Below are 25,933 nucleotides of genomic sequence, written 5' to 3'. Positions count from 1 at the left end.
CACCGTCGGAGCGGCCACCGGCGCGGCGTCCAGCGCTGGCGGGGCCTTGCCGACCGTGGCCGGGAACGGACGGGCCGGCGCCGCCGGCGCTGCCACCGGCGACTGCGGCGCAGCGGCGGCCACCGGTTCCGGCATTTCCAGCGCACTGCCTTGCAGATACAGCGTGTAGCCCATCGCCTGCAGCCACGAGTGCTGCTGTTCGGACCACAACAGGGGCGCAGCGGCCTCGCTCACGGCACCTTGCCGGGCACCGGCCGCCGCCGCTGCCACAGCCACATGCCCGGGCCCGACAGCGCATAGACCACACCGATGACGAACAGTACCCGGCCCGGGTCCAGCACCATGATCGCGATGATCACCGGCACCAGTGCCAGCACCAGGAACGGCACCCGCTCCGAACGCGGGCCCTTCTCGCTGCCCCCCTTGAAGCTCCAGAAACGGATGCGGCTGACCATCAGCAGCCCGGAGATCAGGGTGACCGCCAGCGCCACATAGCGCAGCTGCTCGCCGCTGAAACCCAATGCGTCGTCGGCAAACGCCCACACGAAAGACATCATCAGTCCGGCCGCGGCCGGACTGGCCAGGCCGACGAACCAGCGTTTGTCGACCGTACCGACCTGGGTGTTGAAGCGGGCCAGGCGCAACGCCGCGCAGGCCGCGTACAGGAACGCCACCGACCAGCCCACCCTTCCCATCACCAGGCCGTCGAACTTCAGCGAGGACAGCGCCCAGTGGTACATCACCAGCGCCGGGGCCATGCCGAAGCTGACCAGATCGGCCAGCGAGTCGTATTGCACGCCGAATTCGCTGCTGGTACCGGTCAGGCGCGCCACGCGCCCGTCCAGTCCATCCATCACCGCCGCCACGAACACGGCAATGCTGGCATCGACGAACTGGCCATTGGCCGCGGCGATGATCGCGTAGAAACCGGCGAACAGCCCGGCAGTGGTGATCAGGTTCGGCAGCAGGTAAATGGTGCGCGAACGCGGTGGGGGTCTCATTTCATCCATGCCGGTGAGTTTAATCGACTTGCCAGCCCCGTCACCGGGTGCTGCAATCGCGGCCCACCCCGGTGTTCCTGGAGTTGCCATGCGCGTTTTGCCCCGTTCCGCCTGTCTCCTGCTGTTTTTCCTCAGTGCCGCGGCCAGTGCTGGCAACGTCTACAAGTGGAAAGACGCCAATGGCGTGACCCAGTATTCGGAAAAGCCCCCGACCGGACAGAAGTTCGAGGCGCGCCGGATCACCTCCCAGGGCGCGGCGGTGACCGAGGCGGCAGAGGTGGCCACCGAATCGCCGCAATGCCTGAACGCCCGCAAGAACCTGGAACTGCTGGCCGGCAGCGGCCCGGTGATGCGCGACACCGATGGCGACGGCAAGCCGGACAAGACCCTGGACGAGGGCGAGCGCAACGCGCAGAAGAACCTGGCCCAAGCCGCGATGGCGGCCTATTGCACCCCGGCCGCACAGGGCTGAGGCCGCCGATCCCCCCGGATCGGCCCGCCGCGCGCGCCACCAACCGCGGCTCCGGCGCGCTTTGAGCGCGGCCACTTCCCGCCTGCGGCCCCATCGGCGCGGCGGGACTGGCAAAATAGGTGTTTCCGCCGTTTTGCGAAGCCGACGATGCGCCTTTCCCAGTTCCACCTGCATACCACCAAGGAAACTCCCTCCGACGCCGAGCTGACCAGCCACCAGCTGATGCTGCGCGCGGGCATGATCCGCAAGCTGGCCTCCGGCCTGTACACGTGGTCGCCGCTGGGGCTGCGGGTGCTGCGCAAGGTGGAGGCGATCGTGCGCGAGGAAATGAACCGCGCCGGGGCGGTGGAAATGTTGCTGCCGACCATCCAGCCCAAGGAGCTGTGGGAGGAAACCGGGCGCTGGGAGAAATTCGGCGGCCAGCTGCTGAAGATCAAGGACCGCAAGGAGCAGGAGTTCTGCTACAGCCCCACCGCCGAGGAAGCCATCACCGACTTCGCGCGCCAGGAACTTTCCAGCTACAAGCAGCTGCCGGTCAATTTCTACCAGATCCAGACCAAGTTCCGCGACGAGATCCGCCCGCGTTTCGGGGTGATGCGCGCACGCGAATTCCTGATGAAGGATGCCTATTCGTTCCACCTGCACGATGACGACCTGGTGCGCGAATACGAGAACATGAAAGCCGCCTACACCCGGATCTTCACCCGGCTGGGGCTGGAGTTCCGCGCGGTGCAGGCCGATTCGGGCGCGATCGGCGGCGATGCCTCGCAGGAATTCCACGTGATCGCCGATTCCGGCGAAGACGCGCTGGTGTTCTCGACCGGCTCGGATTACGCGGCCAACGTCGAGGCGGCCATCGCGGCCGACCCGGCGCCGCGCCCGGCCGCGGCCGAGGAACTGCGCAGGATCGACACCCCGACCCAGAAAACCTGCGAAGAGGTGGCCGCGCTGATGGGCATCGCCCTGCTGCGCACGATCAAATCGCTGGCGCTGATGACCCGCAAGGACCAGTTCGTACTGGCGCTGGTGCGCGGCGACCATGAAGCCAACGACATCAAACTGGCCAAGGTCGACGGGCTGGCCGATTACCGCATGGCCAGCGAAGCCGAGATTGCCGACCACCTCGGCAGCACTCCCGGTTTCCTCGGCCCGTTGAATGCGAAAAAGCCGATCCGCGTGATTGCCGATCGCGAAGTTGCGGCAATGGCCGATTTTGTCGTCGGCGCCAATGAAACCGGCTTCCATATTGCCGGGGTCAACTGGGGCCGTGACCTGGCCGAACCGGAAGTGGCCGATATCCGCAATGTGGTCGAAGGCGACCGCGCCCGTGACGGCGGCGAGCTGAAACTCGCCCGCGGCATCGAGGTCGGCCATATCTTCCAGCTCGGCCGCCAGTATGCCCAGGCGCTGGGTGCCACCGTACTGGATGAAAATGGCAAGGCCGCGGTGATGGCGATGGGCTGCTACGGCATTGGCGTGTCGCGCATCGTCGCTGCCGCCATCGAGCAGAACCACGATGCCGCCGGCATTATCTGGCCGCAGGCGATGGCGCCGTGGCAGGTGGTGGTATGCGTGATCAATCCGAAGCAGGATCCGGCGGTGATTGCCGCGGCCGAGGAACTGCTGGCCGAACTGCAGGCCGCCGGCATCGATGCCGCGCTGGATGACCGTGGCCTGCGCCCTGGCGCCATGTTTGCCGACATGGAGCTGATCGGCATTCCACACCGGATCGTGGTCTCCGAACGCGGCCTGGCTGCCGGCACCTACGAATACCGGGCCCGCACCGCCGAGGTGGCGGAGAGTCTGGACAAGGCGATATTGCTGCAGAAGCTGCTGGGATAATCGACACGGCCGGGGAATTCCCCGGCCTTTTCATTCGCCCATTACACAAAATCCATTATTTAGTTTGTAGTTCCGGCGGACAGGCTTGTATGCTTGCGTGGCTGCCACGGAATGGCCAAGTCAAACCTTCCCATTATCCGGAGTAGTTAATCGATGAGCATTGACCTGAGCGGCCTGTCGGCCAAAGAACTGGGCGTACTGATCCGTACCGCGAAAAAGCAGCAGACCCTTGTTGCCAAGCGCGCTCCGATCGCCAAAGTCCGCGCGCAGCTGGCCAAATCCGCCAAGGCCGCTGGCTATACGCTGGAAGAACTGTTCGGCACCGCCGCAGCGGGCATGAAGGCCCCGAAGACCGCGAAAGCCGGCAAAACCGCCAGCAAGCCCGGCCGCAAGCTGGCCAAGGTCGCGCCGAAATACCGCAACCCCGCCAATCCGGACGAAACCTGGACCGGCCGCGGCAAGCAGCCGCGCTGGCTGGCCGAGTTCACCTCGCAGGGTCAGAAGGTCGAGGATTTCCTGATCGACAAGTGATCGGGATCTTCCTGCTGCAAAAAAACGCTGGCAACTGCCGGCGTTTTTCATTGTCTTCCGGTAATACCTTCTACAGCGTCTTGCGTGCCGGAATCAGCAGGTTGCCGAACAGCAGCCCGGCCACCAGCGCCATCACCACGTTGAGCACGATCAGCAGCGCCGACTGCCCCACATGCACGTCCTGTTGCTGGATCAGGTTCAATACCCCGCGCAAACTGGTACTCCCCGGCACCAGCATGATGATGCCGGGCAGGCGCACGATCGCCCCCGGGCGCTGGCAGAGGCGTCCAAACAGGTTGCCGGCCGCGGTCAACGCCATCGCCGCCAGAAACACCCCGGCCGGAATACCCCAGGCCTGGCCGCCATAACGGGAGATGGCATAGCCGGCGATGGCCGCCGCCATTACCCACGGATAATCACGGCGGCTGGCCTTGAACAGCATGGCGAAGGCAAACGAGGTCACCAGCATCGCGCCCCATTCCACCCAGTCCGATTGAGGACGCGACGCCCGCACCAGCGGCTCCATGCCCAACAGCCCGGCCAGGGTCACCGCAATCACCGCGCCCACGGTCAGTTTCAGGATGGTGGTCACCGCCCCGGCAAACCGCGCCATGCCCGACACCCAATGCTGGCTGGACAGTTCATTGACCGCATTGGTCAGCGACATACCCGGCAGCAGCACCACCAGCGAGGCGATGATCACCGAATTGAGATTCAGCGCGCCAATGAAGGTGGCCACCAGGACCGCGACAAAACCGGCCAGCAGCGCCGCCAGCGCTTCACCGGCTTCACGCGTGGCCGGGCGGCGGTCGGCATAGGTGGTGAGCAGGCCGATCAGCAGCCCGATAACACTGGCGGTGGCGATATCCAGCCACGGCAGCCCCCAGATACCCGCCACGCCGCCCGAACCCAGGCAGAACGACAGCAGGTTGCGGGCCTGGCCGCGCCAACCCGGATCCTTGTCCAACTGCCGCAGCATGGTGTGGCCCTGGGCGATACTCATGCGCCCGGCGGCCACCGCATCGGCAATCTGGTCGGCCATGCTGAGTTTATGCAGATCGTTGTCGCCCGGCGCCAGGCGGATGACGCGGGTGATATCGCTGGAACCGATAGCCTTGGTCGGATCGCTGAAACTCAGGATCAGCCCGGTCGGATTCGACCACGGCTCGCAATCCAGATCCAGCTGCTGCGCCAATGCCACCACCGCCAGTTCCAACCGCTGGGCGGTGGTGCCGTAACTGTGCAGGCGGCCGGCGATCTCCGAAACGAACGCCACGCGCTGCGCGTAAGTGGCCCGGGTATTGGCAATGGCGAGGGGTTCGGCAGACATGCGGACTAGTATCGCCTGAAGCCTGCCGTCGCAGTCATTATTGGATGACAGATGGACAGGTTATGCTCGGCAACGGACGCGCCATGACACAAACCCAGCCCCCCCGCCTCGAACCCGATCCCAATACCGCCCACCAGGTGCGGCTGTCCGGCTGTTGGACCCTGGCCACCGCGCTGCAGATGGGCGACACCCTGCGCGGGATTCCCGACGGAACCCTGCAGCTGGATGCGCGTGGCATCACCCAGCTGGATTCGGCCGGGGTATTGCAGCTGCTGCGCTTTGCGCACCGCGCCGGGCTGGCCGACGATGCCATCCTCTATCGCCAGGCGCATCAGGCGCTGGTGTCCACGATCGAGGAAGTCGTCGACGACCGCCCCAGACCCAAACGCGATTTCGGCGTACTGGCCGCTCTGGACCGGCTCGGCCGCTCGGTGCATGCCACCGCACAGAACATCGTGATGCTGGTGAATTTCCTCGGCGAGAACCTGGTGAAGGCGGCGCGCCTGCTGCGGCAACCACGGCGCTTCCGCCTGACCGCCGCCGTGCACCATATGGAACAAGTGGGGCTGGATGCGGTGCCGCTGGTGGCGCTGCTGTCGTATCTGGTCGGTGCCGTGATCGCCTTTCTGGGCTCCACGATCCTGAGCGACTTCGGGGCTGAAATCTACGTGGTGGAACTGGTCAGCATCGCCTTCCTGCGCGAATTCGCGGTACTGCTGACCGCGATCGTGCTGGCCGGCCGCACCGCCAGCGCCTTCACCGCGCAGATCGGCGCGATGAAGGCCGGCGAGGAGATCGACGCGATCCAGACCCTGGGGCTGGACCCGATCGATCTGCTGGTGCTGCCGCGGGTGGCCGCATTGCTGCTGATGTTGCCGCTGCTGACCTTCGTGGCGATGCTGGCCGGCCTGGCCGGCGGTGTCACCGTCGGCGCCTTCGATCTGGATATCCCCCCGCAGATGTACCTGGCGCGCATGCACGAAACCATCGAGGTGCGGCACATGCTGGTCGGGCTGTCGAAGGCACCGGTATTTGCCGTCATCATCGCCCTGATCGGCTGCCTGGAAGGGCTGAAGGTGGAAGGCACCGCCCAGTCGGTTGGCGAGCGCACCACCTCCAGCGTGGTGCAGACGATCTCGCTGGTGATCACCCTCGACGCGCTGGCGGCGTTGTGGTTCATGCATATGGGCTGGTGAGATGGACCCCGCAACGCTGCCAGCACAAGCGCCTGATTCGCCTGCGGCCGCCGCAGAGGCGCCGGTGATCCGCGTCCGTGGCCTGTGCAACCGCTTCGGTAGCCAGATCGTGCATGAAGATCTGGATCTGGACGTGCGTCGCGGCGAAATCCTCGGCGTGGTCGGCGGCTCGGGCGCGGGCAAATCGGTGCTGATGCGCAGCATCCTCGGCCTCAGCCCGCCCACCTCCGGCCAGATCCAGGTGCTGGGCGTGGATGCGCGCTCGGAAAAGCCGGCCGACCGCCTGCATATCGAGCGCAATACCGGGGTGTTGTTCCAGGACGGCGCCCTGTTTTCCTCGCTGACGGTCGGCGAAAACGTGCAGGTGCCGCTGAAGGAACACCATCCCGAACTGGGTGAGCGCTGGCATTACGAACTGGCATTGCTGAAGGTGAAACTGGCCGGCCTGTCCGCCGACACCATCAACAAACTGCCTTCGCAACTGTCCGGCGGCATGCGCAAACGCGCCGGTCTGGCACGCGCCTTGGCCCTGGACCCGCCGCTGCTGTTTCTGGATGAACCCACTGCCGGGCTGGACCCGATCGCCGCGGACGCTTTCGATCGCCTGATCAAGACCCTGCAACAGGCGCTGGGCCTGACCGTGTTCCTGATCACACACGATCTGGACACGCTTTACGCTATCTGTGACCGCGTGGCGGTGCTGGCCGATCGCAAGGTGGTGGCCACCGCGCCACTGGCCAAGATCGAGCGCATCGACCACCCGTGGATACAGGAATATTTCCATGGCCCGCGCGCACGGGCCGCACGCAACGCGGTGACAAATGCACCGCCAGGCGAGAACAAGGAAAACCGATGATGCACGACACTTTCCCGGGCACCTGAGATATGGAAACCAAAGCCAATTACGTGTTGATCGGGGTCTTCACCCTACTGGTGTCGCTGGCCCTGCTGGCATTCGGCCTGTGGGCGGCCAAGTACTCCTCCGACCGCACCTGGCAGCAGTACCGCGTGGTGTTCAACGAAGCCGTCACCGGGCTTTCAGTCGGCAGCCCGGTGCAATACAACGGCATCGCCGTGGGTTCGATCACCGAGCTGACCCTGGCGCCGGACGACCCGCGGCAGGTCATCGCCCGGGTCCGCCTCAATTCCACCACTCCAGTCAAAGCCGATACCCGCGCCAAACTGGCCATCACCAGCCTGACCGGTCCGACCATCATCCAGCTCACCGGCGGCACCCCGCAAAGCCCGGCGCTGACCGCGATCAGCAAAGAAGCGGTACCGACGATCCAGGCGGTGCCTTCGGCGCTGCAGAACATCACCGATGTGGCCAGCCGCATCGTCGAGCGCATGGATCAAGTGCTCAGTGACCGCAACGTGGCCAGCATCGCCTCCACGTTGCAGAACGTGGAGGCGATCAGCAAAGGACTGGCTGATCGTGAAGCCGGTACCCAGGCCTTGATTGCCAGCGCCCGCGAGACGGCGCGCAACCTGGATGTCACCCTGGCCTCCGCCAACGGCACCATCCAGCGCCTGGACCGTAATCTGGTGCAACAGCTGCCGCAGATCCTGGCCAAACTGGACACCACCCTGGTCAAGCTCGATTCGGCCGCCGGCAACGCCGACTCGATCCTTGGCGAGAACCGCGCCGCGATCAACAGCTTCGCCAATGACGGCCTGGCCCAGCTGGGCCCGACCCTGACCGAGTTGCGCGGTTTGATCCGCGACCTGCGCCAGGTCAGCGACCGGCTGGAAAACAATCCCGCGCGCTACCTGCTCGGCCGCGACGCCCCCAAGGAGTTCGACCCCCGATGATGCGCACGCCGCTGCTTCGCCTGGCTGTCCCGTTGTGCCTGCTCGCCCTGGCCGGTTGCTCGCTGCTGGGCGGCGGTGACAAACACCCGGTCACCATCTACGCACCGCAGGTCCGGGTGGCGGCCGATCCCGCCTGGCCGGCGGCGAACTGGCAGCTGGTCATCGCCAAGCCCAGCGCCCCGCGCCTGATCGACAGCCCGCGCATCAATGTGCGGCCGACACCGGACCAGCTGGAAATCTACCGCGGCGTCACCTGGTCGCAACCGGCCACCGACCTGCTCGAAGACACCGTGCTGCGGGCATTCGAGGATTCCGGCCGGATTGCGGCGGTCGCCCGCATCGCCACCGGGATCCGTTCCGATTACAAACTGACCATGGACCTGCGCCGTTTCGAGGCCGACTACCGCGGCGGCACGTTGCCGGCGGCCACCATCGAACTCAACGCCAAACTGATCCACAGCACCGACCAGCGCGTCATCGCCTCGCGGACCTTCCTCCAGGTCCAGCCCGCAAGTGCCACCGGCACCGCCGAGGTCGCCTTGGCCTTTGAACAGGCATTGCAGCAAGTCGCCGCGGAGCTGGTGGGCTGGACGCTGGCGGCCGGACAGGCGGATTCGGCGCGCACCGGCGGCCCACAGGTCACCGCCAAGCGCTGAGGGCCGACGCGCCCGGAAGTTCTCAGCAACCCGGCAGGATCTGCCGGAACGTCAGATTGATGCGCTCGCCCACCGGGCGCGCGGTCCGCGGCAGCGCATGCCGGTAGTGGCGCTGGGTATCGCCGCCCATCAACAGCAGATCGCCATGCTGCAGCTCGACACAAGCCCGCACTTCCGGCCGGGCCCGATGCTTCAGCAAAAACCGGCGGGTCGCGCCAAGACTGAGGGAGGCGATAAGCGGCTGTGGCCCCAACTCGGGCTCGTCATCGCTGTGCCAGCCCATGCAGTCGCGGCCGTCGCGATAACGGTTCAGCAGCACACTGTTGAACGCATGCCCGGTTTCAAGCTGCAGCCGCTCACGCACCGCTGCCAGCGCTGGCAACCACGGCACCGGCGTGAACCTCACCCCCGAGTAGCGGTAGGCAGCCTGTGGATCGCCCATCCAGCAGCTCAGCCGCGGCGAATCGACCAGCCGCCCGAACATGCGGATGCGATGCACTTCCCAGGCAGCCGAAATGAACAGAGACGAGAGAAGTACATCTGCGGCGTCTACCGCCAACCAATGGCGATGGGCATGAACCTCGGCTCCGGGCAAAAACAGCTCCACTGCCAGTTACCTGTGCTGCATGTAGGGGCAGCGGATCACGCGCTGCCCCTACATGTATCTGCGATAGCCATCAGTTTGCAGCGGCGAGAAAATCGACACCGGTTTTCTGCTGCAACTCCTCAGCACTGACACCCGGCGCCGTTTCCACCAGCAGCAGTCCCTTGTCGGTGACATCGAAGATCGCCAGGTCGGTGATAATGCGGCTGACCACGCCCACGCCGGTCAGCGGCAGCGTGCATTCAGGCAGGATCTTGTGCTCGCCGTTCTTGGCGGTGTGTTCCATCAGCACCACCACGCGCTGCACGCCGGCCACCAGGTCCATCGCGCCGCCCATACCCTTGACCATTTTCCCGGGCACCATCCAGTTGGCCAGATCACCCTTGGCGGTCACCTGCATCGCGCCCAGGATGGCCAGGTTGATATGGCCGCCGCGGATCATCGCAAAGCTGTCGTGGCTGCCGAAGTAGCTGGCACCGGCACGGGCGGTGACCGTCTGTTTGCCGGCATTGATCAGATCGGCGTCGAGCTCGTCCTCGGTCGGGAACGGGCCGATGCCCAACAGGCCATTTTCCGACTGCAGCCACACGTCCACACCCTCGGGAATGTGATTGGCCACCAGGGTCGGCAAGCCAATGCCCAGGTTCACGTAGGCGCCATCGGTCAATTCGCGGGCAGCACGCTGCGCCATTTCATCACGGGTCCAGGCCATCATTTGTCTCCTGCGGCGCGCACGGTGCGCTGTTCGATGCGCTTTTCCGGATGCGCGTTCAATACGATGCGGTCGACATAGATGCCCGGCAGATGCACCTGGTCCGGATCGATCGCACCGACCTCGACGATTTCCTCCACTTCCACGATGCACATCCTGCCGGCCATCGCACAGGCGGGGTTGAAGTTGCGCGCGGTCTTGCGGAACACCAGGTTGCCGGCGGCATCGGCCTTCCAGGCCTTGACCAGCGACACATCGGCCGTGAGCGCGGTTTCCAGCACGTAGTGCTTGCCGTCGAACTCGCGGGTTTCCTTGCCCTCGGCCACCACGGTGCCGTAGCCGGTGGCGGTGAAAAACGCCGGAATGCCTGCGCCGCCGGCGCGCAGGCGCTCGGCCAGGGTGCCCTGTGGGTTGAATTCCAGTTCCAGCTCACCGGCCAGGAACTGGCGTTCGAATTCCTTGTTTTCGCCCACGTAGGACGAAATCATCTTGCGGATCTGCCGCGTTTCCAGCAGCTGCCCCAGGCCAAAGCCGTCCACGCCGGCATTGTTGGAAATGGCGGTCAAGTCTTTGACCCCGCTGTCACGCAACGCCGCGATCAGCGCCTCGGGAATGCCGCACAGGCCGAAGCCGCCCACGGCCAGCGTCTGGCCATCGGCAATGACGCCGTCCAGCGCCTGCTGTGCGTTGGCAAACACCTTGCCGCGCGGGGGGGTTACGGAGGAGAGATCGCTCATCGGTCACGCTCACGTTGAAGAATGCGGCCATTCTACCGGCACCGGCAATGCCACCCCCTTGGACTTTTGTCCAGCGCGCGGACTGCAACCCACCCTGCGGCATTAAACTAGGCGACTTTCCCAATGCAGGATGCACGCATGCCCCTTCCCGCGTTCAAAGCCTATGACATCCGCGGTCGCGTTCCCGATGAGCTCAATGAAGACATGGCCCGCCGCATTGGCGTGGCCCTGGCAGCCGAGCTGAATCCCGGAAATGTGGTGCTGGGCCACGATGTGCGGCTGACCAGCCCCGCGTTGCAGGACGCGCTGGCTGCGGGTTTGCGCGGCGCCGGGCGTGAAGTCATCGATATCGGCCTGTGCGGCACCGAGGAAGTCTATTTCCAGGTGGATCACCTGAAGGCCGCCGGTGGTGTGATGGTCACCGCCAGCCATAATCCGATGGATTACAACGGCATGAAACTGGTCAAGGAGCAGGCCCGTCCGATCAGCTCGGATACCGGCCTGTTCGCGATCTCCGATGCGGTCGAGGCCGACCAGGCTCCCGCAGCTGAGTCGACCGCCGGTCTGCAGTCGCATCCGGACAAGAGCGCCTACATCGCGCATCTGCTGAGCTACATCGAGCCGAAGGCACTCAAGCCGCTGAAGCTGGTGGTCAATGCCGGCAACGGCGGCGCAGGCACCATCATCGATCAGCTGGCGCCGCACCTGCCGTTTGAATTCGTGCGTATCTGCCATGAGCCCGACGGCCGCTTCCCCAACGGAATTCCCAATCCGCTGCTGCCGGAAAATCGCGCGCTCACCGCGCAGGCCGTGCGCGAACATGGCGCCGATTTCGGCATCGCCTGGGATGGCGACTTCGACCGCTGCTTCTTCTTCGACCACAGCGGCCGCTTCATCGAAGGCTATTACCTGGTCGGCTTGTTGGCGCAGGCGATTCTGGCGCGCCAGCCCGGCGGCAAGATCGTGCACGATCCGCGCCTGGTCTGGAACACCGTGGAAATGGTCGAGCAGGCCGGCGGTGAGCCGGTGCTGTGCAAGAGTGGCCATGCCTTCATCAAGGAAAAGATGCGCGCCGAAAATGCGGTGTATGGCGGCGAAATGAGCGCGCACCATTATTTCCGCGAATTCGCCTACGCCGATTCGGGAATGATTCCATGGCTGCTGATCGCCGCGCTGGTGTCCGAATCCGGACGTTCGCTGGCCGATCTGGTCGAGGCCCGCATGCACAAGTTCCCCTGCAGTGGTGAGATCAACTTCAAGGTCGCCGATGCCCAGGCCGCGGTGGCCCGGGTGATGGAGCACTTTGCACCACAGTCCCCGGCCCTGGACCACACCGATGGCATCAGTGCCGACTTTGGCGCATGGCGCTTCAACCTGCGCAGCTCCAACACCGAGCCGTTGCTGCGGCTGAACGTGGAAACCCGGGGGGACGCGGCGCTGCTGCGCGCGCGCACCGACGAAATCTCGCAACTGCTCAGCGCATCCTGAGGCGGATATCCATCATGCAGAACATCCTTCCCGTGATTCTCTCCGGCGGTTCGGGCACGCGCTTGTGGCCATTGTCGCGCGAGGCCTATCCCAAACAGTTCCTGGCCTTGGCCGGCGATGACACGATGCTGCAGGCGACCTGGAAGCGGGTGGCCGCGATCGCCGGCCGCGCGCCGCTGGTGGTGGCCAATGAAGAGCATCGTTTCGTCGCCGCCGAGCAACTGCAGCAGCTGGGCGTGACGCCCCAGGCGATCGTGCTGGAGCCGGTCGGCCGCAACACCGCCCCGGCAATCGCCGTGGCCGCGCTGGAAGCCACCCGCGACGGCGACGATGCGCTGCTGCTGGTGCTGCCCTCGGACCACGTCATCGCCAATGAAGCCGCGTTCCGCGCCGCTGTACTGCGGGCGGTGGCGGCGGCCGAATCGGGCAAGCTGGTGACCTTCGGCATCGTGCCCACCGGCCCGGAAACCGGCTACGGCTATATCAAGGCCGCGGTTGGTGATGACGTGCGCGCGGTGGACCGCTTCGTCGAAAAGCCGGACATCGAAACCGCCACGAAATATGTGCAGTCCGGCGAGTATTTCTGGAACAGCGGCATGTTCCTGTTCAAGGCCTCGCGCTATCTGGCCGAGCTGGAGCGCTTCAACCCGGCCATGCTCAGCGGCTGTCGCGATGCCTGGCAGCAGTCACGCCGCGATGCCGATTTCACCCGCCTGGACAAGGAGGCCTTCAGCGCCGTACCGTCCGATTCCATCGATTACGCCGTGATGGAAAAGACCGCCGATGCGGTCGTGGTACCGCTCGATGCTGGCTGGAACGATGTGGGTTCGTGGACTGCGCTGCGCGATGTCTCCGAACAGGATGCCGATGGCAACGCCCATCATGGCGACGTCATCGCCATCGATTGCCGCAATACCTATGCCTATGGCGAGCGCCTGATCGCGCTGGTCGGGCTGGATGACGTGATCGTGGTCGATACCGATGACGCGGTGATGGTCGGCCGCAGTGATCGCATGCAGGAAATCAAACAGGTGGTGGCACGGATCAAGGCCGACGGCCGCCCCGAAGCGACCTGGCACCGCAAGGTGTTCCGCCCGTGGGGCGCCTACGATTCAATCGACAACGGCGCCCGTTTCCAGGTCAAGCGGATCACGGTCAAACCCGGTGCGACGCTGAGCCTGCAGATGCACCACCATCGCGCCGAGCACTGGATCGTGGTCAGTGGCACCGCCGAAGTGACCCGTGGCGAGGAGGTGCTGCTGTTGACCGAGAACCAGAGCACCTACATCCCGCTGGGCGTGACCCATCGCCTGAAGAACCCGGGCAAGTTGCCACTGGAACTGATCGAGGTGCAGTCCGGAAGTTACCTGGGCGAGGACGATATCGTGCGGTTTGAAGACACCTACGGCCGCACCTGACCGGATGCGGAGAGGCACACAGAAAACCCGGCCAAGGCCGGGTTTTTGTTGACCGGTAGCACCACGCGCCATGCATGACCGCGCCAGCGCCCCACCTCAGATCTCGGCGATGACCCGCCTCAGGCCTTCCCGCCAACTTGGCAGGCTCAGGCCGAAATCATGCTCCAGCTTCGCCACATCCAGATGCGAATAAGCCGGACGCCGTGCGGGCGTCGGGTACTCGGCCGTGGTGATCGCCTCGACGGTCGGCGCGCGCGGCAGTATGCCTGCCGCCACCGCCTCGGCAAAGATCGCCTCGGCGAATCCATGCCAACTGGTTTCACCGTTGGCAGTCAGATGCCAGGTCCCGGACAGGCCACCGCCATGCTGCAATGCCTGCGCGGTCACGTCGGCAATCAATGCCGCCGGCGTCGGCGTACCGACCTGGTCGGCGACCACGCGCAACACATCGCGCTCGGCACCGACGCGCAGCATGGTGCGCAGGAAGTTGGCACTGTGCGCGGCATACACCCAGGCGGTGCGGAAAATCAGATGGCGCCCGCCGGCCGCACGGATTGCCTCTTCGCCGGCCAGCTTGCTGGCGCCGTACACGCCCAGTGGCGCAGTGGCGTCGTCTTCCCGGTACGGGCGCTGGCCTTGGCCGTCGAAGACGTAATCGGTGGAGTAATGCACCAGCGGCACGCCGGCCTGCACACACCAGCGCGCGATCACACCCGGCGCTTCGGCGTTTGCCCGCCAAGCCGCATCACGATCGTCTTCTGCACGATCGACCGCGGTGTAGGCCGCCGCGTTGACGACCACGTCCGGACGAACGCGGTCGAGTAGCGCCGCCAACGAATCGGGTTGATTGAAGTCGGCCACCTCGCACGCGCTTGCATCAGGCAGTGCGCCGCTGCGGGTGGTCGGCACGATCGTGCCCAATGACGCCAGCGCGCGACGCAGCTCCTGGCCGAGCTGGCCGTTGCCGCCGAACAGCAGCACGCTCACGGCTGATACACCGGCAGGCGGTCCTCGGCGATGTCCTTCAGGAATGGCGCGGCTTCATCCTTGGCCGAGAGCGTCGGTGCGCTGATCGGCCAGTCCACGGCGATATCGGCGTCGTTCCAGCGGATGCCGGCATCGTGTTCCTTCACGTACACATCCGTGCACAGATACGAGAACAGCGCACGCTCGCTGAGCACTGCGAAACCATGCGCGAAGCCTTCCGGGATCCAGAACTGCTTCTTGTTGTCCGCGCTCAGCACCACCGCGGCCCACTGACCGAAGGTCGGCGAGCCACGGCGGATATCGACGGCTACGTCGTACACCTCGCCTTCCAGCACACTGACCAGCTTGCCCTGCGGCCGCGGCCACTGGTAATGCAGGCCGCGCAGCACCCCCTTGGCCGAGGACGACACGTTGCTCTGTACGAACGCGGTTGGCAGACCGTGCTCGGCAAAACGCGCGGCGTTCCAAGTCTCGAAGAAGAAACCACGTTCGTCACCGAACACCGCCGGCTCAATCACCTTGCAGCCGGACAGTGACGTCTCAATGATCTTCACGGCACCACGCCCCGCTGCGCCAGCGTATGCAGATACTTGCCGTAGCCGTTCTTGATCAGCGGCGCGGCCAGCGCTTCCAGCTGCTCGGCGTTGATCCAGCCCTGTCCGAAGGCGATCTCTTCCGGACAGCAGACCTGCAGGCCCTGGCGGGTCTGGATGGTCTCGATGAAGTTGGACGCTTCCAGCAACGACTGGTGGGTGCCGGTGTCCAGCCATGCATACCCGCGGCCGAGCGCTTCCAGATGCAGGTTGTCTTCGCGCAGATAACGCTGGTTCAAATCGGTGATCTCCAACTCGCCGCGCGGCGAGGGCTTCAACTCGGCGGCATGATGGCTGGCGTTTCCGTCGAAGAAATACAGGCCGGTGACCGCATAGTTGGAGCGCGGGTTTTCCGGCTTCTCGACCAGATCGACGACCTTTCCGGCCTTGTCGAACTCGGCCACGCCGTAACGCTGCGGATCGTTGACCCAGTAGCCGAACACGGTGGCGCCGTGCTCGCGCTGGTCGGCATTGCGCAGCACTTCGCGCAGGCCATGGCCGTGGAAGATGTTGTCGCCCAGCACCAGACAGCTCGGCTTGCCATCCACGAAGTCCTTGCCGATCAGGTAGGCCTGCGCCAGACCGTCCGGGCTCGGCTGCACGGCATACTCGATATTCATGCCCCATTGCGAACCGTCGCCCAGCAGTGCCTGGAACAGCGCCTGCTCGTGCGGGGTGTTGATGATCAACACCTCGCGGATGCCCGCCAGCATCAGCACGCTGAGCGGGTAATAGATCATCGGCTTGTCGTACACCGGTAGCAGTTGCTTGCTCACGCCCTGGGTGATGGGATACAGGCGTGTGCCCGACCCCCCGGCGAGGATGATGCCCTTACGTTGCGTCATGCGGTTGTCCTTTGTCTGGTAATCGCCGCCACTCAGGCGACGGTGCCGATACGCTGCAGGCGGTAGCTGCCATCGAGCACACCGTTGACCCATTCCTGGTTGTCCAGGTACCAGTCCACGGTGAAGGCGATGCCCTGCTCGAAGGTGTACTTCGGCTCCCAGCCCAGCTCGTTCTTCAACTTGGACGCATCGATCGCATAGCGACGATCATGACCCGGGCGGTCGGCGACATAGGTGATCTGGCTGCTGCGCGGCTGCCCGTCCACACGCGGGCGGCGTTCATCCAGCAACGCGCAGATCGCCTGCACCACTTCGATGTTCTGCTTTTCCGAATTGCCGCCGACGTTGTAGGTCTCGCCCACCCGGCCCTTGGCCAGCACGGTGCGGATCGCCTCGCAGTGGTCGGTGACGAACAGCCAGTCGCGCACCTGCTTGCCATCGCCGTACACCGGCAGCGGCTCGCCGGCCAGCGCCTTGGCAATCACCAGCGGGATGAGCTTTTCCGGGAAGTGGTACGGGCCGTAGTTGTTGGAGCAGTTGGTGGTCAGCACCGGCAAGCCGTAGGTATGGTGGAACGCGCGCACCAGATGGTCCGACGCCGCCTTGGACGCCGAGTAAGGCGAGTTCGGCGCATACGGCGTGGTTTCGGTGAACAGGCCCGTCTCACCCAGCGTGCCGTACACCTCGTCGGTGGATACATGCAGGAAGCGGAAGGCCTGGCCCTTATCGGCCGGCAGCGTCTTCCAGTAGTCGCGCACGGCCTCGAGCAGACCCAGGGTGCCGACCACGTTGGTCTGGATGAAGGCACCGGGGCCATCAATGGAACGGTCGACGTGACTTTCCGCGGCGAAATTCAGCACCGCGTCGGGCTGGTGTTCGGCCAGCAGACGCGAGACCAACGCCCGGTCGCCGATGTCGCCTTCCACGAATACGTGACCCGGATGGCCTTCCAGCGAGGCCAAGGTTTTGAGATTGCCGGCGTAGGTCAACGCATCCAGGTTGATGATGCGCACGCCCTTGGCGACCGCCTCTAGCACAAAATTGCCGCCGATAAAGCCGGCGCCGCCGGTCACAAGCCATGTGGTCACTCGCGAAATCTCCTGTGCAGCTGCGGGTGGAAAGCAGCAAAAAGTGCGCACAAGGATATAACGGCCGCGGCCGGGAGGGGCGCTGGTGCGATGGATATTACCGTCATATCCATCAATCTCTAGTCTGGACATTTGACTGGCTCCGCCCCCCATACGCATTCGCATGGATATGCCGGGCCAGTTAGAATCGAGCCCATCCCAAGTCCCCGGCACGCGCCGGCTCCCTCAAGCACCCAAGGATTCCGCAGCAGATGAAAATCCTCGTCGCGTACAAGCGCGTGGTGGACTACAACGCCCGCATCCAGGTCAAGCCGGACGGTTCCGGCGTGGTCACCGACGGCGTCAAGCTATCGCCTAATCCCTTTGACGAGATCGCGCTGGAAGAAGCCCTGCGTCTGCGCGACAAGGGCATCGCCACCGAAGTCATCGTCGCCACCATCGCTCCGACCGACGCCCAGGCGCACCTGCGCAATGGCCTGGCGATGGGTGCCAACCGTGCCATCCACGTGGTCACCGACCAGGCCATCCAGCCGCTGACCGCTGCGCGCACCCTGCTCAAGCTGGTGGAGAAGGAACAGCCGGACCTGGTGATCCTGGGCAAGCAGGCCATCGACGACGACGCCAACCAGACCGGGCAGATGCTGGCCACGTTGTGGGCGCGCCCGCAGGCCACCTTCGCCTCCAAGGTCGAGATCGCCGACGGCAAGGCCACGGTCACCCGCGAAGTCGACGCCGGTCTGGAAACCCTGGAGGTCGATCTGCCGGCGGTGATCACCACCGACCTGCGCCTGAACGAGCCGCGCTTCATCAAGCTGCCGGACATCATGAAGGCCAAGGCCAAGCCGCTGGAAACCCTGCAGCTGGCCGACCTGGGTATTGAGGCCGCCGATACATTCAAGACCACCCACCACGCGGCACCTTCCAAGCGTGGCAAGGGCGTGATGGTAAAGGATGCTGCCGAACTGGTGGCCGCACTCAAGCAGAAGGGGTTGCTGTAATGGCCAAGATTCTCGTTGTCGCCGAGCACCACGACGGCCAGCTCAACGCCGCCACCGCCAAGACCGCCAGCGCCGCTGCCGCGATCAGCGGTGCCAGCATCGACGTGCTGGTGCTGGCTGCCGACCCGGCCGCCGTGGCCGCTGAAGCCGCAAAGATCGCCGGCGTGGCCAAGGTGCTGACCGTGGCCAACGCCGCCAATGCGCGGGCGCTGGCCCAAGTGCTGGCCCCGCAGATCGCGCAGCTGGCCAAGGGCTACACCCACGTGTTCGGGCCCTCCACTACCTTCGGCAAGGACCTGATGCCCTGCGTGGCCGCCCTGCTCGGGGTCAACCAGGTCTCCGACCTGATGACCGTCGAAGGCAGCCACAGCTTCAAGCGTCCGATCTACGCCGGCAACGCCATCATCACTGTCGAGGTGCCGGCCGACCAGATCGTGGTTGCCACGGTGCGCGCCGCCTCCTGGCCGGAAGCGGCCAAGGGCAACAGCGCCCCGGTCGAAGCGGTCAACGTCGACGCCGTCCTGCCCTCGCACACTCGCTTCATCGGCCTGGCCGCCGGCAAAAGCGACCGCCCCGACCTGCAGAGTGCCAAGCGCGTGGTCTCCGGCGGCCGCGGCGTTGGTTCGGAAGAGAACTTCAAGGTGATCTACCAGTTGGCCGACAAGCTTGGTGCCGCCGTCGGTGCCTCGCGTGCCGCGGTCGATGCCGGCTACGTGCCCAGCGACATGCAGGTCGGCCAGACCGGCAAGATCATCGCCCCGGAGCTGTACATCGCCGTGGGCATCTCCGGCGCCATCCAGCACCTGACTGGCATCAAGGACGCCGGCACCATCGTGGCCATCAACAAGGACGGCGATGCGCCGATCTTCGAGGTGGCCGATATCGGCCTGGTGGGGGATCTGTTTACCCTGCTGCCGGAGCTGGAAGCGGCACTGTAAGATCCCGCCAGCGACCGCACATGCGGTCGCTGGCGGGCATAAGACGCGGATCGAGCAAGTCTCCAGCCCGGACCGCTGGGTAAAGCTATAATCGCCGACCGCTGGCGCTGAACGTCGTGCGGGCTGCGGACTGGTAGATCAAGCGCGGCACCGTGCCGCGCGCAGCGCCGTACGACTGTGTCGACCGACCTCCCAACGAGCCTGGGCGCCGAAGGATTCTTGATCAGATGACCTCCACTTCCCTTCCCTCCCACAGTTCCGACCCGGCTCACGGGATGGTGCTTTCCGTCGTGGCACCGGTCTACGGGTGCCACGGGTGCCTGGAGGATCTCGTGGACCAGGTGCAGGCTGCGGCGACGTCCATGGCCGTGTCGTTCGAGATGATCCTCGTCGATGACGCCAGCCCCGACGGGGCATGGGTCCGCATCGAAGAGCTGTCTCGCACCCGGCCGTGGTTGCGTGGACTGCGCCTGTCGCGGAATTTCGGCCAGCATTCAGCGATCTCCGCTGGCATCGAGCATGCGACGGGCCGTTGGACGGTGGTGATGGATTGCGACCTGCAGGATGCGCCCAGTGAAATCCCGGCGCTGTACCGCAAGGCCATCGACGAGCAACTGAACGTGGTCTTCGCACAGCGCATCGAACGCCAGGACAACCCGCTCAAACGGCTCTCCTCCTGGGGCTTCTTCACCTTGCTGGGGTGGCTTACCGGCGTCCCGCAGGACCCGACAACCGCCAACTTCGGCATCTTCCACCGCAAGGTGATCGATGCCGTCTGCCAGATGCCCGAACGCGACCGTTCGTTCCCCCTGATGGTCAAGTGGGCCGGCTTCCGTACCGGCAAGCTCCCGGTCCAGCACCAGGCACGCGCCGTCGGAGAAACTTCCTATACCCTCCGCAAACTGCTCAAGCTGTCGATGAACATCGCGTTGGGCTATTCGGAAAAACCGCTGCGCATGGTCGCTGGGACCGGCATCGCCTGTTCGCTGGTCGCCTTCGTACTGGTCGGCATGAGCCTGCTCCGCTGGTGGGACGGCGATATCGAAGTCGCCGGCTACACCTCGATCATCGGATCGGTGTGGCTGATCGGCGGGCTGGTGATGTTCTGCCTGGGCGTGGTCGGACTGTATGTGGGCCAGGTCTTCCGGAACGTGCAGCGCCGCCCCTACTACATCGTTGCCGATGCGGTGAACGATGAGCGGGAAGCGCGATGAACGTCGTCTTCGATCACGGCCAGGGCCGCATCGCCGCGCGCCTCACACCGTGGGATCAGCACGCGCTTGGCTTCGTCACCGCCGAAGTCACCGCGCTGGATATCGCGTCGGTCGACCAGGCCGGTCGGTTGCTGAAGGAACTCGAGCACTGGTGCGCCGGCCAATCGGTGCATTACCTGTTCGGCCGCATCGATGCGGCGCCTCCGGTGGCGAAGGCCGCGCTGCTGCAACACGGCTACCAGTTCGTTGAAACCTCGCTGACTGTCTCGCGCAGTGGGTTCGCCAACCTGCCCACCGTTCCGCGCGGCATGTTGCCGACGCTGCGCCCGGCCACCGCGGCGGATATCCCGGAGCTTCGCCGTATCGCGGCCACGGATTTCGCTCACGGCAGGTTCCTTGAAGATCCGGCCATCGACCCGGCGCGTGCTGCCAACCGGACCGCCAATTGGGTCGAGGACCTTGTCACCGGTGGGCTTGCCCAGGTCGCCGAATCGCGCGGCAGGACGATTGGCTTCCATGCCGAACGCGTCAATCCCGAACAACGCAGTGCCGAACTGCTGCTGACCGGCGCCACCGCGCCCTACGCGATGCTGGCGCTGCCGCTGTGGGTCACCGCACTGGAATCCCTTGCAGCCCGGGATATTCAACAGTGCACCACGCTCGTCTCTGCCGCCAACACGGGCATCCTCAATCTATATTCCCGTCTCGGATTCCATTTCAACAGCACCCTGTTTGGGTTCAGGAAATTTCTATGAACGATGCCGTTACCGAAGATAAAGTTGTCGCAGTGTTCGCCCGCGTGCTGGGCATCGCCCCGGACACCATCAATGATGATCTGCGCTACGCGACAATCCCGCAGTGGGATTCCATCGCGCACATGTCCGTGGTTGCAGCGCTCGAAGAAGCCTTCGGCGTGATGATCGACATGGACGAAGTAATCGACATGAGCTCGGTCGGCAAGGCGCGCGAGATCCTGCGCAAGCACGGCGCGGCTGTCTGAGCATGTCCACTGCCGTGCCTGTCATCCTGGTTACCGGTGCCTCGCGCGGGATCGGACGGGCGATCGGACTGCGTCTGGCCGCACAGCCGGCTCAGCTTGTCCTAGTGGCGCGTGACGAGCAGGCGTTGTCCAGCCTCGCCGCGGAGGTCGAGTCGCTCGGCGCCCCGGCTCCGTTGTGTACGGCGCTGGACCTGACCGATGCGGACGCGATTGCCGCGTTGTTCAAACAGGTGTTTTCCCGTTTCGGTCGCCTGAACGGACTGGTCAACAATGCAGGGGTGCTGCATGAGGGCCTGCTTGGCATGATCCGCGCCGAGGACATCGACCAGGTGCTGGCGGTCAACGTCAAGGCGCCGCTGATGGCGATGCAGTATGCGTCGCGCCTGATGGCGCGTACAGGCAAGGGCAGCATCGTCAATCTGGTCTCGATCATGGGCGTCAACGGCGCTGCTGGCCTCAGCCTATATGCCGCGAGCAAGGCCGCTTTGGTCGGCGCGACGCGCTCGGCATCCAAAGAGCTGGCGCCGCGCGGAATCCGCGTCAATGCGGTTTCGCCCGGCTTCATCGACACCGACATGACCCGGAGCATGCCCGAGGCCGCGCACGCCAAGCGCCTGGCCTCGATCGGGATGGGGCGTGTCGGTACACCACAGGAAGTCGCCGAGCTGGTGTCCTTCCTGCTGGGCGACGCGTCGAGCTATGTCACCGGCCAGGTGATCGGCATCGACGGACAGATGGTGGTCTGAATGCCGTTCTGGAATCTGGAACAACACGGGTCCCGCATCGCCCTCGTCGATGGCGACCAGCAGCTGGATTTCACGACGCTGGCCCGATTGGCCGACCAGCAGGCCGCCGCGCTGACGCCGGGGCGCGGCATGGGCCTGCTGTGCATGCCCACCAGCGTCGAAGCAATCGCCCTCTACCTCGGCGCGCTGCGCACTGGCCAGGTGCCCCTGCTGCTGCAGCCGGACATCGATCCGGACCTGCTCGCCGATCTCGTAGAGCACTACCAGCCGGACTGGGTCGCCAGTACCGGTGAGGCCGCCGACGGCTACCAGACCGTGCAGCGCGGCAACGTGCTCGCACTGCACGTGCGCCAGACCGCTGCGCCCGCGATCACACTGCATCCCGATCTGGCGTTGTTGTTGAGCACCTCCGGCAGCACCGGCTCTTCCAAGCTCGTACGGCTGTCGGGCAGTGGCTTGGACGCCAATGCCCAGGCGATCGTCGTCTACCTCGGGCTGCAGCCATCGGATCGTGCGATCACCACGCTGCCGTTGGCGTATTCGTTCGGCATGTCGATCCTCAACAGCCACCTTGCCTGTGGCGGATCGGTGGTGCTGAGCAACGACAGCCTGATGACCCGCGAATTCTGGGACGCCGCGCGTGCCCATGCGATCACCTCGCTGTCCGGCGTGCCTGCCACTTTCGAGATCCTCCGGCGCATGGGGCTGGCCCGCATGCAGCTGCCGAGCCTGCGGATGCTGACCCAGGCCGGCGGGCGCCTGCGCGACGAGCTGGTCCAGTACTTCGCCACGGCCAGCCAGGAGCACGGCCTGGCGTTCTATGTAATGTATGGCCAGACCGAAGCATCCCCCCGCATCAGCTACGTGCCGGCCGACCGCTTGCTGGACAAGATCGGCAGCATCGGAATTCCCGTCCCCGATGGACGCATGCAGGTCGATGCGGCCAGCGGCGAACTGATCTATTCCGGGCCGAACGTCATGATGGGGTATGCGGTCGAACGCGCGGACCTGGCCAGCGGCGATGAAATGCGCGGTGTGCTGCGGACCGGTGACCTAGCACGGGTGGACGACGAAGGGTTCCACTACATCATCGGCCGCGCCAAGCGCTTCCTGAAGATTTCGGGCAACCGCGTGAACCTGGACGAGGTGGAGGCGATGCTGTCGGCTGCGCTCGGGCAGCAGATCGTCTGCTCCGGCGGTGACGATGACCTGGTCGCCTTCAGCCATGGCGATGCCATCGCGGAGCAGGCCCAGGTACGCCAGCTTGTGCAGGCCCGCTATAAGCTTTTCGGCGGCTATGTCCGCGCGATCCACCTGGATGCTTTGCCGTTGATGGCCAGCGGCAAGGTGGATTACCAGAGCCTCCGGCAGATGGCCGGACAAGGAGCTGCAAGGTGACCCTGCCTGCCACGCCGGCTGCCAACGCGGCCGCTGCACTGGATGTCGAAGTCTTCGATCTGGACCGCCCCCAGAAGCGTACCTGGCTGCTGGAAGGGCTCAATCGCCTGACCCGCCACCATCGAGTGCAGTGCGCGCCGTATGCACGCATCCTCGACGGCCTGTGGCCGGCCGACGACGCGGCCAGCCTGGAAGAGGTACCGTGGCTGCCGGTCCGCATGTTCAAGCTGCTGGACCTCAAGAGCATCGCGGATGACAAGGTTTCGCGCACGCTGGTCTCCAGCGGCACCACCGGAACGGCGGTCTCTCGCATCTTCCTGGATGCCGACACCGCGCGCGCGCAGGCCCGTGCGCTGACCCGCATCTTCTCCCACTTCGCCGGCGCCAAGCGCCTGCGCATGCTGGTGGTCGACGATTCCAGCTTCCTGCGCGATCGCAGCCGCTTCAACGCACGTGCCGCAGGCATCCTCGGCTTTTCCAACTTTGGCCGAGACCATCTGTATCTGCTGGACGAAGACCTGCAACCGGACTGGACCGCGCTTGAACGATGGCTGCAGGCCCAGCCAGACGAGCCCGTGCTGTTGTTCGGCTTCACGTTCATCGTTTGGCAGTCGTTCGTGCAGGCCGCACGCGGTCACGGCAGACAGATCCGCTTCCCGGCCGGCAGCATGCTGGTGCACGGCGGTGGCTGGAAGAAAATGGACGAGCAGAAAGTCGACAATACTGCCTACAAGGTCGCGCTGTCGCAGACCTTCGGTATCGAGCGCGTGCACAATTACTACGGCATGGTCGAACAGGTCGGCTCGATCTTCTTCGAATGCGAACATGGCGACCTGCATGCACCGGCCTATGCCGACGTGATCGTTCGAGACCTGCAGGACCTGCATCCCGTGCCGAATGGCACCACCGGTGCGATCCAGGTACTAAGCCTGCTGCCCGAAAGCTACCCCGGCCACAGCCTGCTGACCGAAGATCTTGGTGTGATTCATGGCGAGGACGACTGCGCCTGCGGCCGCCCCGGCAAGCACTTCGCCGTGCTCGGCCGCATCAAGAACGTGGAAATCCGCGGCTGCAGCGATACCCGCACGGTACCCAACGCATGACCAGACTGCTCTTCTCGATCCACCCGGAAGCCATGCTCGATGCCGAACTGGCGCGCCTGTCAGCACTGCCACCGCTGCTGCCGTTCAGCCCACCACTGCGCGAGTTCGTTGCGGATTTCTCCCGCCGCGTATTTACGCTGCCGCAGCTACGCCAGCATCCCGAGCTGGCCACTCTTGGCCACTGGTTCCGCGGCGCCGCGGTCAACCAGCTTTCGCAGCGCATCGGAACGCGCCCGGCCGAGCTGGATCTGGCTCGCGGCTTGGTCTTTCATCTGGCTCCAGCCAACGTGGACGTCCTGTTCGCGTACGCCTGGCTGATGTCGGTGCTGTCCGGCAACACCAATGTGGCCCGCCTGTCGCAGAAGCAGAGCACCCAGCGCGATGCGCTGGTCTCGATCCTGCACGACATGCAGCGTGAAGGCCTGCATCCGCAGGTGCTGGAACGTGCGGTGCTGCTGACCTACCCGCACGACGATGCAATCACCACGGCAATCTCCCGCCGCTGCCACGCGCGCATCATCTGGGGCGGCGACACCACGGTCGTCAAGATCCGCTCGCTGCCGATCGCCCCGCTCGCCGTCGAACTGGCCTTCCCGGACCGCTTCGGCATTGCGGTCCTGCGCGCAGCCGCGCTGGTCGAAGGCAGCGATGCCGATCTGCAAGAACTGGCCCGGCGTTTCTGCAACGACGTGCTCTGGTTCGGCCAGCAGGCCTGCTCTTCGCCGCGTACCTTGTACTGGGTTGGTGATGATGCAGCAATTGCAGCGGCCAAGGCTCGTTTCTGGCCGGCGGTGCGCACCCAGGCCGCCAACCTGGAAGACGAGCCCGCCGCGCTGATGGCCCGGGTGACCGATGCCAACCTGCTGGCTGCGACCGGTCATGGCGTGCACTCCGCCGATGCCATCGGCCTGTATCCGCTGCGCCTCGAAGCCACGCGTGCCGATGGCGGGATCCGCGAAATCCAGTCCGGCCACGGCTTGGTGGTGGAGATCGACCTGCTCGCGCTTGATGCACTGGCGCCGCAGCTCGACGACCGCGACCAGACCTTGGTCCAGCATGGTTTCAACACTTCAGCGCTGCGCGCTTTCCTGTGCGGCCTCGGCAATCGTGCCATCGACCGCGTCGTACCATTCGGCCGCGCCCTGGACTTCCATCCAGTCTGGGACGGCACCGATCTGCTCGATGTCCTCACCCGCAAGATCACCCTGCCAGCGACCTGATCCG

Annotated in this window: 26 protein-coding genes and 2 pseudogenes; 18 read left to right on the top strand and 10 right to left on the bottom strand. The window is 65.1% G+C overall.

Translation table 11 applies throughout. The features are described from left to right. Together QZH66_RS09165 and pssA are read right to left on the bottom strand one after the other, a co-directional pair. Window positions 1-234, bottom strand: a pseudogene (locus tag QZH66_RS09165) (alanine acetyltransferase); the annotation flags it as partial. Continuing rightward, window positions 231-1,010 (bottom strand): CDP-diacylglycerol--serine O-phosphatidyltransferase, encoded by a 780-nt coding sequence (gene pssA / locus QZH66_RS09160; RefSeq protein ID WP_305805636.1) that lies wholly within the window; start codon window positions 1,008-1,010, stop codon window positions 231-233. The gene pssA and the pseudogene QZH66_RS09165, both read right to left, overlap by 4 nt. Window positions 1,011-1,089: 79 nt before the next feature. Here pssA and QZH66_RS09155 point away from each other — a divergent pair, with 79 nt between their 5' ends. The 3 genes and pseudogenes from QZH66_RS09155 to QZH66_RS09145 all read left to right on the top strand — a co-directional run. Next, window positions 1,090-1,473 (top strand): DUF4124 domain-containing protein, encoded by a 384-nt coding sequence (locus tag QZH66_RS09155; protein ID WP_305805635.1) that lies wholly within the window; start codon window positions 1,090-1,092, stop codon window positions 1,471-1,473. A 147-nt stretch (window positions 1,474-1,620) separates the two neighbouring features. Then, complete coding sequence (locus QZH66_RS09150; RefSeq protein WP_305805634.1) at window positions 1,621-3,315, top strand: proline--tRNA ligase; 1,695 nt, start codon at window positions 1,621-1,623, stop codon at window positions 3,313-3,315. A 153-nt stretch (window positions 3,316-3,468) separates the two neighbouring features. Beyond that, window positions 3,469-3,843 (top strand): annotated as a pseudogene (locus QZH66_RS09145) (H-NS histone family protein); the annotation flags it as partial. A 73-nt stretch (window positions 3,844-3,916) separates the two neighbouring features. On the opposite strand, the gene QZH66_RS09140 reads toward QZH66_RS09145, so the two are convergent. Beyond that, window positions 3,917-5,176 carry a threonine/serine exporter family protein gene (locus QZH66_RS09140; RefSeq protein ID WP_305805633.1) on the bottom strand — a complete coding sequence of 420 codons (1,260 nt, stop codon included), beginning with the start codon at window positions 5,174-5,176 and terminating at the stop codon, window positions 3,917-3,919. Window positions 5,177-5,259: 83 nt separating this feature from the next. Between QZH66_RS09140 and QZH66_RS09135 the strand changes: the two genes are divergently transcribed. From QZH66_RS09135 to QZH66_RS09120, 4 genes are read left to right on the top strand one after another with little or no spacing between them, the layout of a single operon-like run. Continuing rightward, the gene (locus QZH66_RS09135; protein WP_305805632.1) at window positions 5,260-6,372 is read left to right on the top strand and encodes an MlaE family lipid ABC transporter permease subunit; all 1,113 of its coding nucleotides are present in this window, start codon (window positions 5,260-5,262) and stop codon (window positions 6,370-6,372) included. 1 nt (window position 6,373) lies between these two features. Beyond that, complete coding sequence (locus tag QZH66_RS09130; protein WP_305805631.1) at window positions 6,374-7,228, top strand: ABC transporter ATP-binding protein; 855 nt, start codon at window positions 6,374-6,376, stop codon at window positions 7,226-7,228. Between the two features lie 29 nt (window positions 7,229-7,257). Beyond that, on the top strand, window positions 7,258-8,184 hold the full coding sequence (locus tag QZH66_RS09125) for an MlaD family protein (protein WP_305805630.1): 927 nt from the start codon (window positions 7,258-7,260) through the stop codon (window positions 8,182-8,184). After that, window positions 8,184-8,840: an ABC-type transport auxiliary lipoprotein family protein gene (locus QZH66_RS09120; RefSeq protein ID WP_305805650.1), complete on the top strand. Its 657-nt coding sequence runs from the start codon at window positions 8,184-8,186 to the stop codon at window positions 8,838-8,840. The genes QZH66_RS09125 and QZH66_RS09120 overlap by 1 nt, the downstream gene beginning before the upstream one ends. 22 nt (window positions 8,841-8,862) lie before the next feature. Here QZH66_RS09120 and QZH66_RS09115 read toward each other — a convergent pair whose 3' ends face one another. The 3 genes from QZH66_RS09115 to QZH66_RS09105 all read right to left on the bottom strand — a co-directional run bounded on the left by QZH66_RS09115 (window position 8,863) and on the right by QZH66_RS09105 (window position 10,893). Continuing rightward, window positions 8,863-9,453: an alpha-ketoglutarate-dependent dioxygenase AlkB gene (locus tag QZH66_RS09115; RefSeq protein ID WP_305805649.1), complete on the bottom strand. Its 591-nt coding sequence runs from the start codon at window positions 9,451-9,453 to the stop codon at window positions 8,863-8,865. Window positions 9,454-9,517: 64 nt separating this feature from the next. After that, window positions 9,518-10,156: a CoA transferase subunit B gene (locus QZH66_RS09110; protein WP_305805629.1), complete on the bottom strand. Its 639-nt coding sequence runs from the start codon at window positions 10,154-10,156 to the stop codon at window positions 9,518-9,520. Next, window positions 10,156-10,893: a CoA transferase subunit A gene (locus QZH66_RS09105; protein WP_305805628.1), complete on the bottom strand. Its 738-nt coding sequence runs from the start codon at window positions 10,891-10,893 to the stop codon at window positions 10,156-10,158. The genes QZH66_RS09110 and QZH66_RS09105 overlap by 1 nt, the downstream gene beginning before the upstream one ends. Window positions 10,894-11,031: 138 nt before the next feature. Between QZH66_RS09105 and QZH66_RS09100 the strand changes: the two genes are divergently transcribed. Then, window positions 11,032-12,381 carry a phosphomannomutase gene (locus QZH66_RS09100; RefSeq protein ID WP_305805627.1) on the top strand — a complete coding sequence of 450 codons (1,350 nt, stop codon included), beginning with the start codon at window positions 11,032-11,034 and terminating at the stop codon, window positions 12,379-12,381. 14 nt (window positions 12,382-12,395) lie between these two features. Further along, window positions 12,396-13,799: a mannose-1-phosphate guanylyltransferase/mannose-6-phosphate isomerase gene (locus QZH66_RS09095; RefSeq protein WP_305805626.1), complete on the top strand. Its 1,404-nt coding sequence runs from the start codon at window positions 12,396-12,398 to the stop codon at window positions 13,797-13,799. Window positions 13,800-13,895: 96 nt separating this feature from the next. Here QZH66_RS09095 and rfbD read toward each other — a convergent pair whose 3' ends face one another. The 4 genes from rfbD to rfbB are packed head-to-tail and all read right to left on the bottom strand — an operon-like array spanning window position 13,896 to window position 17,312. Continuing rightward, window positions 13,896-14,786, bottom strand: coding sequence for a dTDP-4-dehydrorhamnose reductase (gene rfbD, locus QZH66_RS09090; protein WP_305805625.1), 891 nt, complete (start codon window positions 14,784-14,786; stop codon window positions 13,896-13,898). Next, window positions 14,783-15,340, bottom strand: a complete 558-nt coding sequence (gene rfbC, locus QZH66_RS09085) for a dTDP-4-dehydrorhamnose 3,5-epimerase (RefSeq protein ID WP_305805624.1) — start codon at window positions 15,338-15,340, stop codon at window positions 14,783-14,785. The genes rfbD and rfbC overlap by 4 nt, the downstream gene beginning before the upstream one ends. Beyond that, window positions 15,337-16,224, bottom strand: a complete 888-nt coding sequence (rfbA, locus tag QZH66_RS09080; RefSeq protein WP_305805623.1) for a glucose-1-phosphate thymidylyltransferase RfbA — start codon at window positions 16,222-16,224, stop codon at window positions 15,337-15,339. The genes rfbC and rfbA overlap by 4 nt, the downstream gene beginning before the upstream one ends. A 32-nt stretch (window positions 16,225-16,256) precedes the next feature. Beyond that, window positions 16,257-17,312, bottom strand: a complete 1,056-nt coding sequence (gene rfbB, locus QZH66_RS09075; RefSeq protein WP_305805622.1) for a dTDP-glucose 4,6-dehydratase — start codon at window positions 17,310-17,312, stop codon at window positions 16,257-16,259. A 251-nt stretch (window positions 17,313-17,563) separates the two neighbouring features. On the opposite strand from rfbB, the gene QZH66_RS09070 reads away from it, so the two are divergent. The 9 genes from QZH66_RS09070 to QZH66_RS09030 all read left to right on the top strand — a co-directional run bounded on the left by QZH66_RS09070 (window position 17,564) and on the right by QZH66_RS09030 (window position 25,929). Then, window positions 17,564-18,310: an electron transfer flavoprotein subunit beta/FixA family protein gene (locus QZH66_RS09070; RefSeq protein ID WP_305805621.1), complete on the top strand. Its 747-nt coding sequence runs from the start codon at window positions 17,564-17,566 to the stop codon at window positions 18,308-18,310. Then, window positions 18,310-19,248, top strand: coding sequence for an FAD-binding protein (locus tag QZH66_RS09065; protein WP_305805620.1), 939 nt, complete (start codon window positions 18,310-18,312; stop codon window positions 19,246-19,248). The genes QZH66_RS09070 and QZH66_RS09065 overlap by 1 nt, the downstream gene beginning before the upstream one ends. 227 nt (window positions 19,249-19,475) lie before the next feature. Next, window positions 19,476-20,462 (top strand): glycosyltransferase family 2 protein, encoded by a 987-nt coding sequence (locus QZH66_RS09060; RefSeq protein ID WP_305805619.1) that lies wholly within the window; start codon window positions 19,476-19,478, stop codon window positions 20,460-20,462. Beyond that, on the top strand, window positions 20,459-21,217 hold the full coding sequence (locus tag QZH66_RS09055) for a hypothetical protein (RefSeq protein ID WP_305805618.1): 759 nt from the start codon (window positions 20,459-20,461) through the stop codon (window positions 21,215-21,217). The genes QZH66_RS09060 and QZH66_RS09055 overlap by 4 nt, the downstream gene beginning before the upstream one ends. Continuing rightward, a complete protein-coding gene (locus QZH66_RS09050; RefSeq protein WP_193984463.1) occupies window positions 21,214-21,462 on the top strand; it encodes an acyl carrier protein in 249 nt (82 codons plus the stop codon). Before QZH66_RS09055 ends, QZH66_RS09050 begins: the two co-directional genes overlap by 4 nt. Before the next feature lie 2 nt (window positions 21,463-21,464). Next, a complete protein-coding gene (locus QZH66_RS09045) occupies window positions 21,465-22,208 on the top strand; it encodes an SDR family NAD(P)-dependent oxidoreductase (RefSeq protein WP_305805617.1) in 744 nt (247 codons plus the stop codon). Then, window positions 22,209-23,606 (top strand): AMP-binding protein, encoded by a 1,398-nt coding sequence (locus QZH66_RS09040; protein WP_305805616.1) that lies wholly within the window; start codon window positions 22,209-22,211, stop codon window positions 23,604-23,606. Beyond that, window positions 23,603-24,709: an acyl-protein synthetase gene (locus QZH66_RS09035; protein WP_305805615.1), complete on the top strand. Its 1,107-nt coding sequence runs from the start codon at window positions 23,603-23,605 to the stop codon at window positions 24,707-24,709. The genes QZH66_RS09040 and QZH66_RS09035 overlap by 4 nt, the downstream gene beginning before the upstream one ends. Next, window positions 24,706-25,929 carry an acyl-CoA reductase gene (locus tag QZH66_RS09030; protein ID WP_305805614.1) on the top strand — a complete coding sequence of 408 codons (1,224 nt, stop codon included), beginning with the start codon at window positions 24,706-24,708 and terminating at the stop codon, window positions 25,927-25,929. The genes QZH66_RS09035 and QZH66_RS09030 overlap by 4 nt, the downstream gene beginning before the upstream one ends. Window positions 25,930-25,933 lie beyond the last annotated feature (4 nt).

The organism is Stenotrophomonas sp. YIM B06876 (genome assembly GCF_030711595.1).
In the GTDB taxonomy this organism is placed as follows: domain Bacteria; phylum Pseudomonadota; class Gammaproteobacteria; order Xanthomonadales; family Xanthomonadaceae; genus Stenotrophomonas.
The sequence above is the reverse complement of the archived record's forward strand: the minus strand, read 5'-3'. Positions and strand labels throughout refer to the sequence as shown.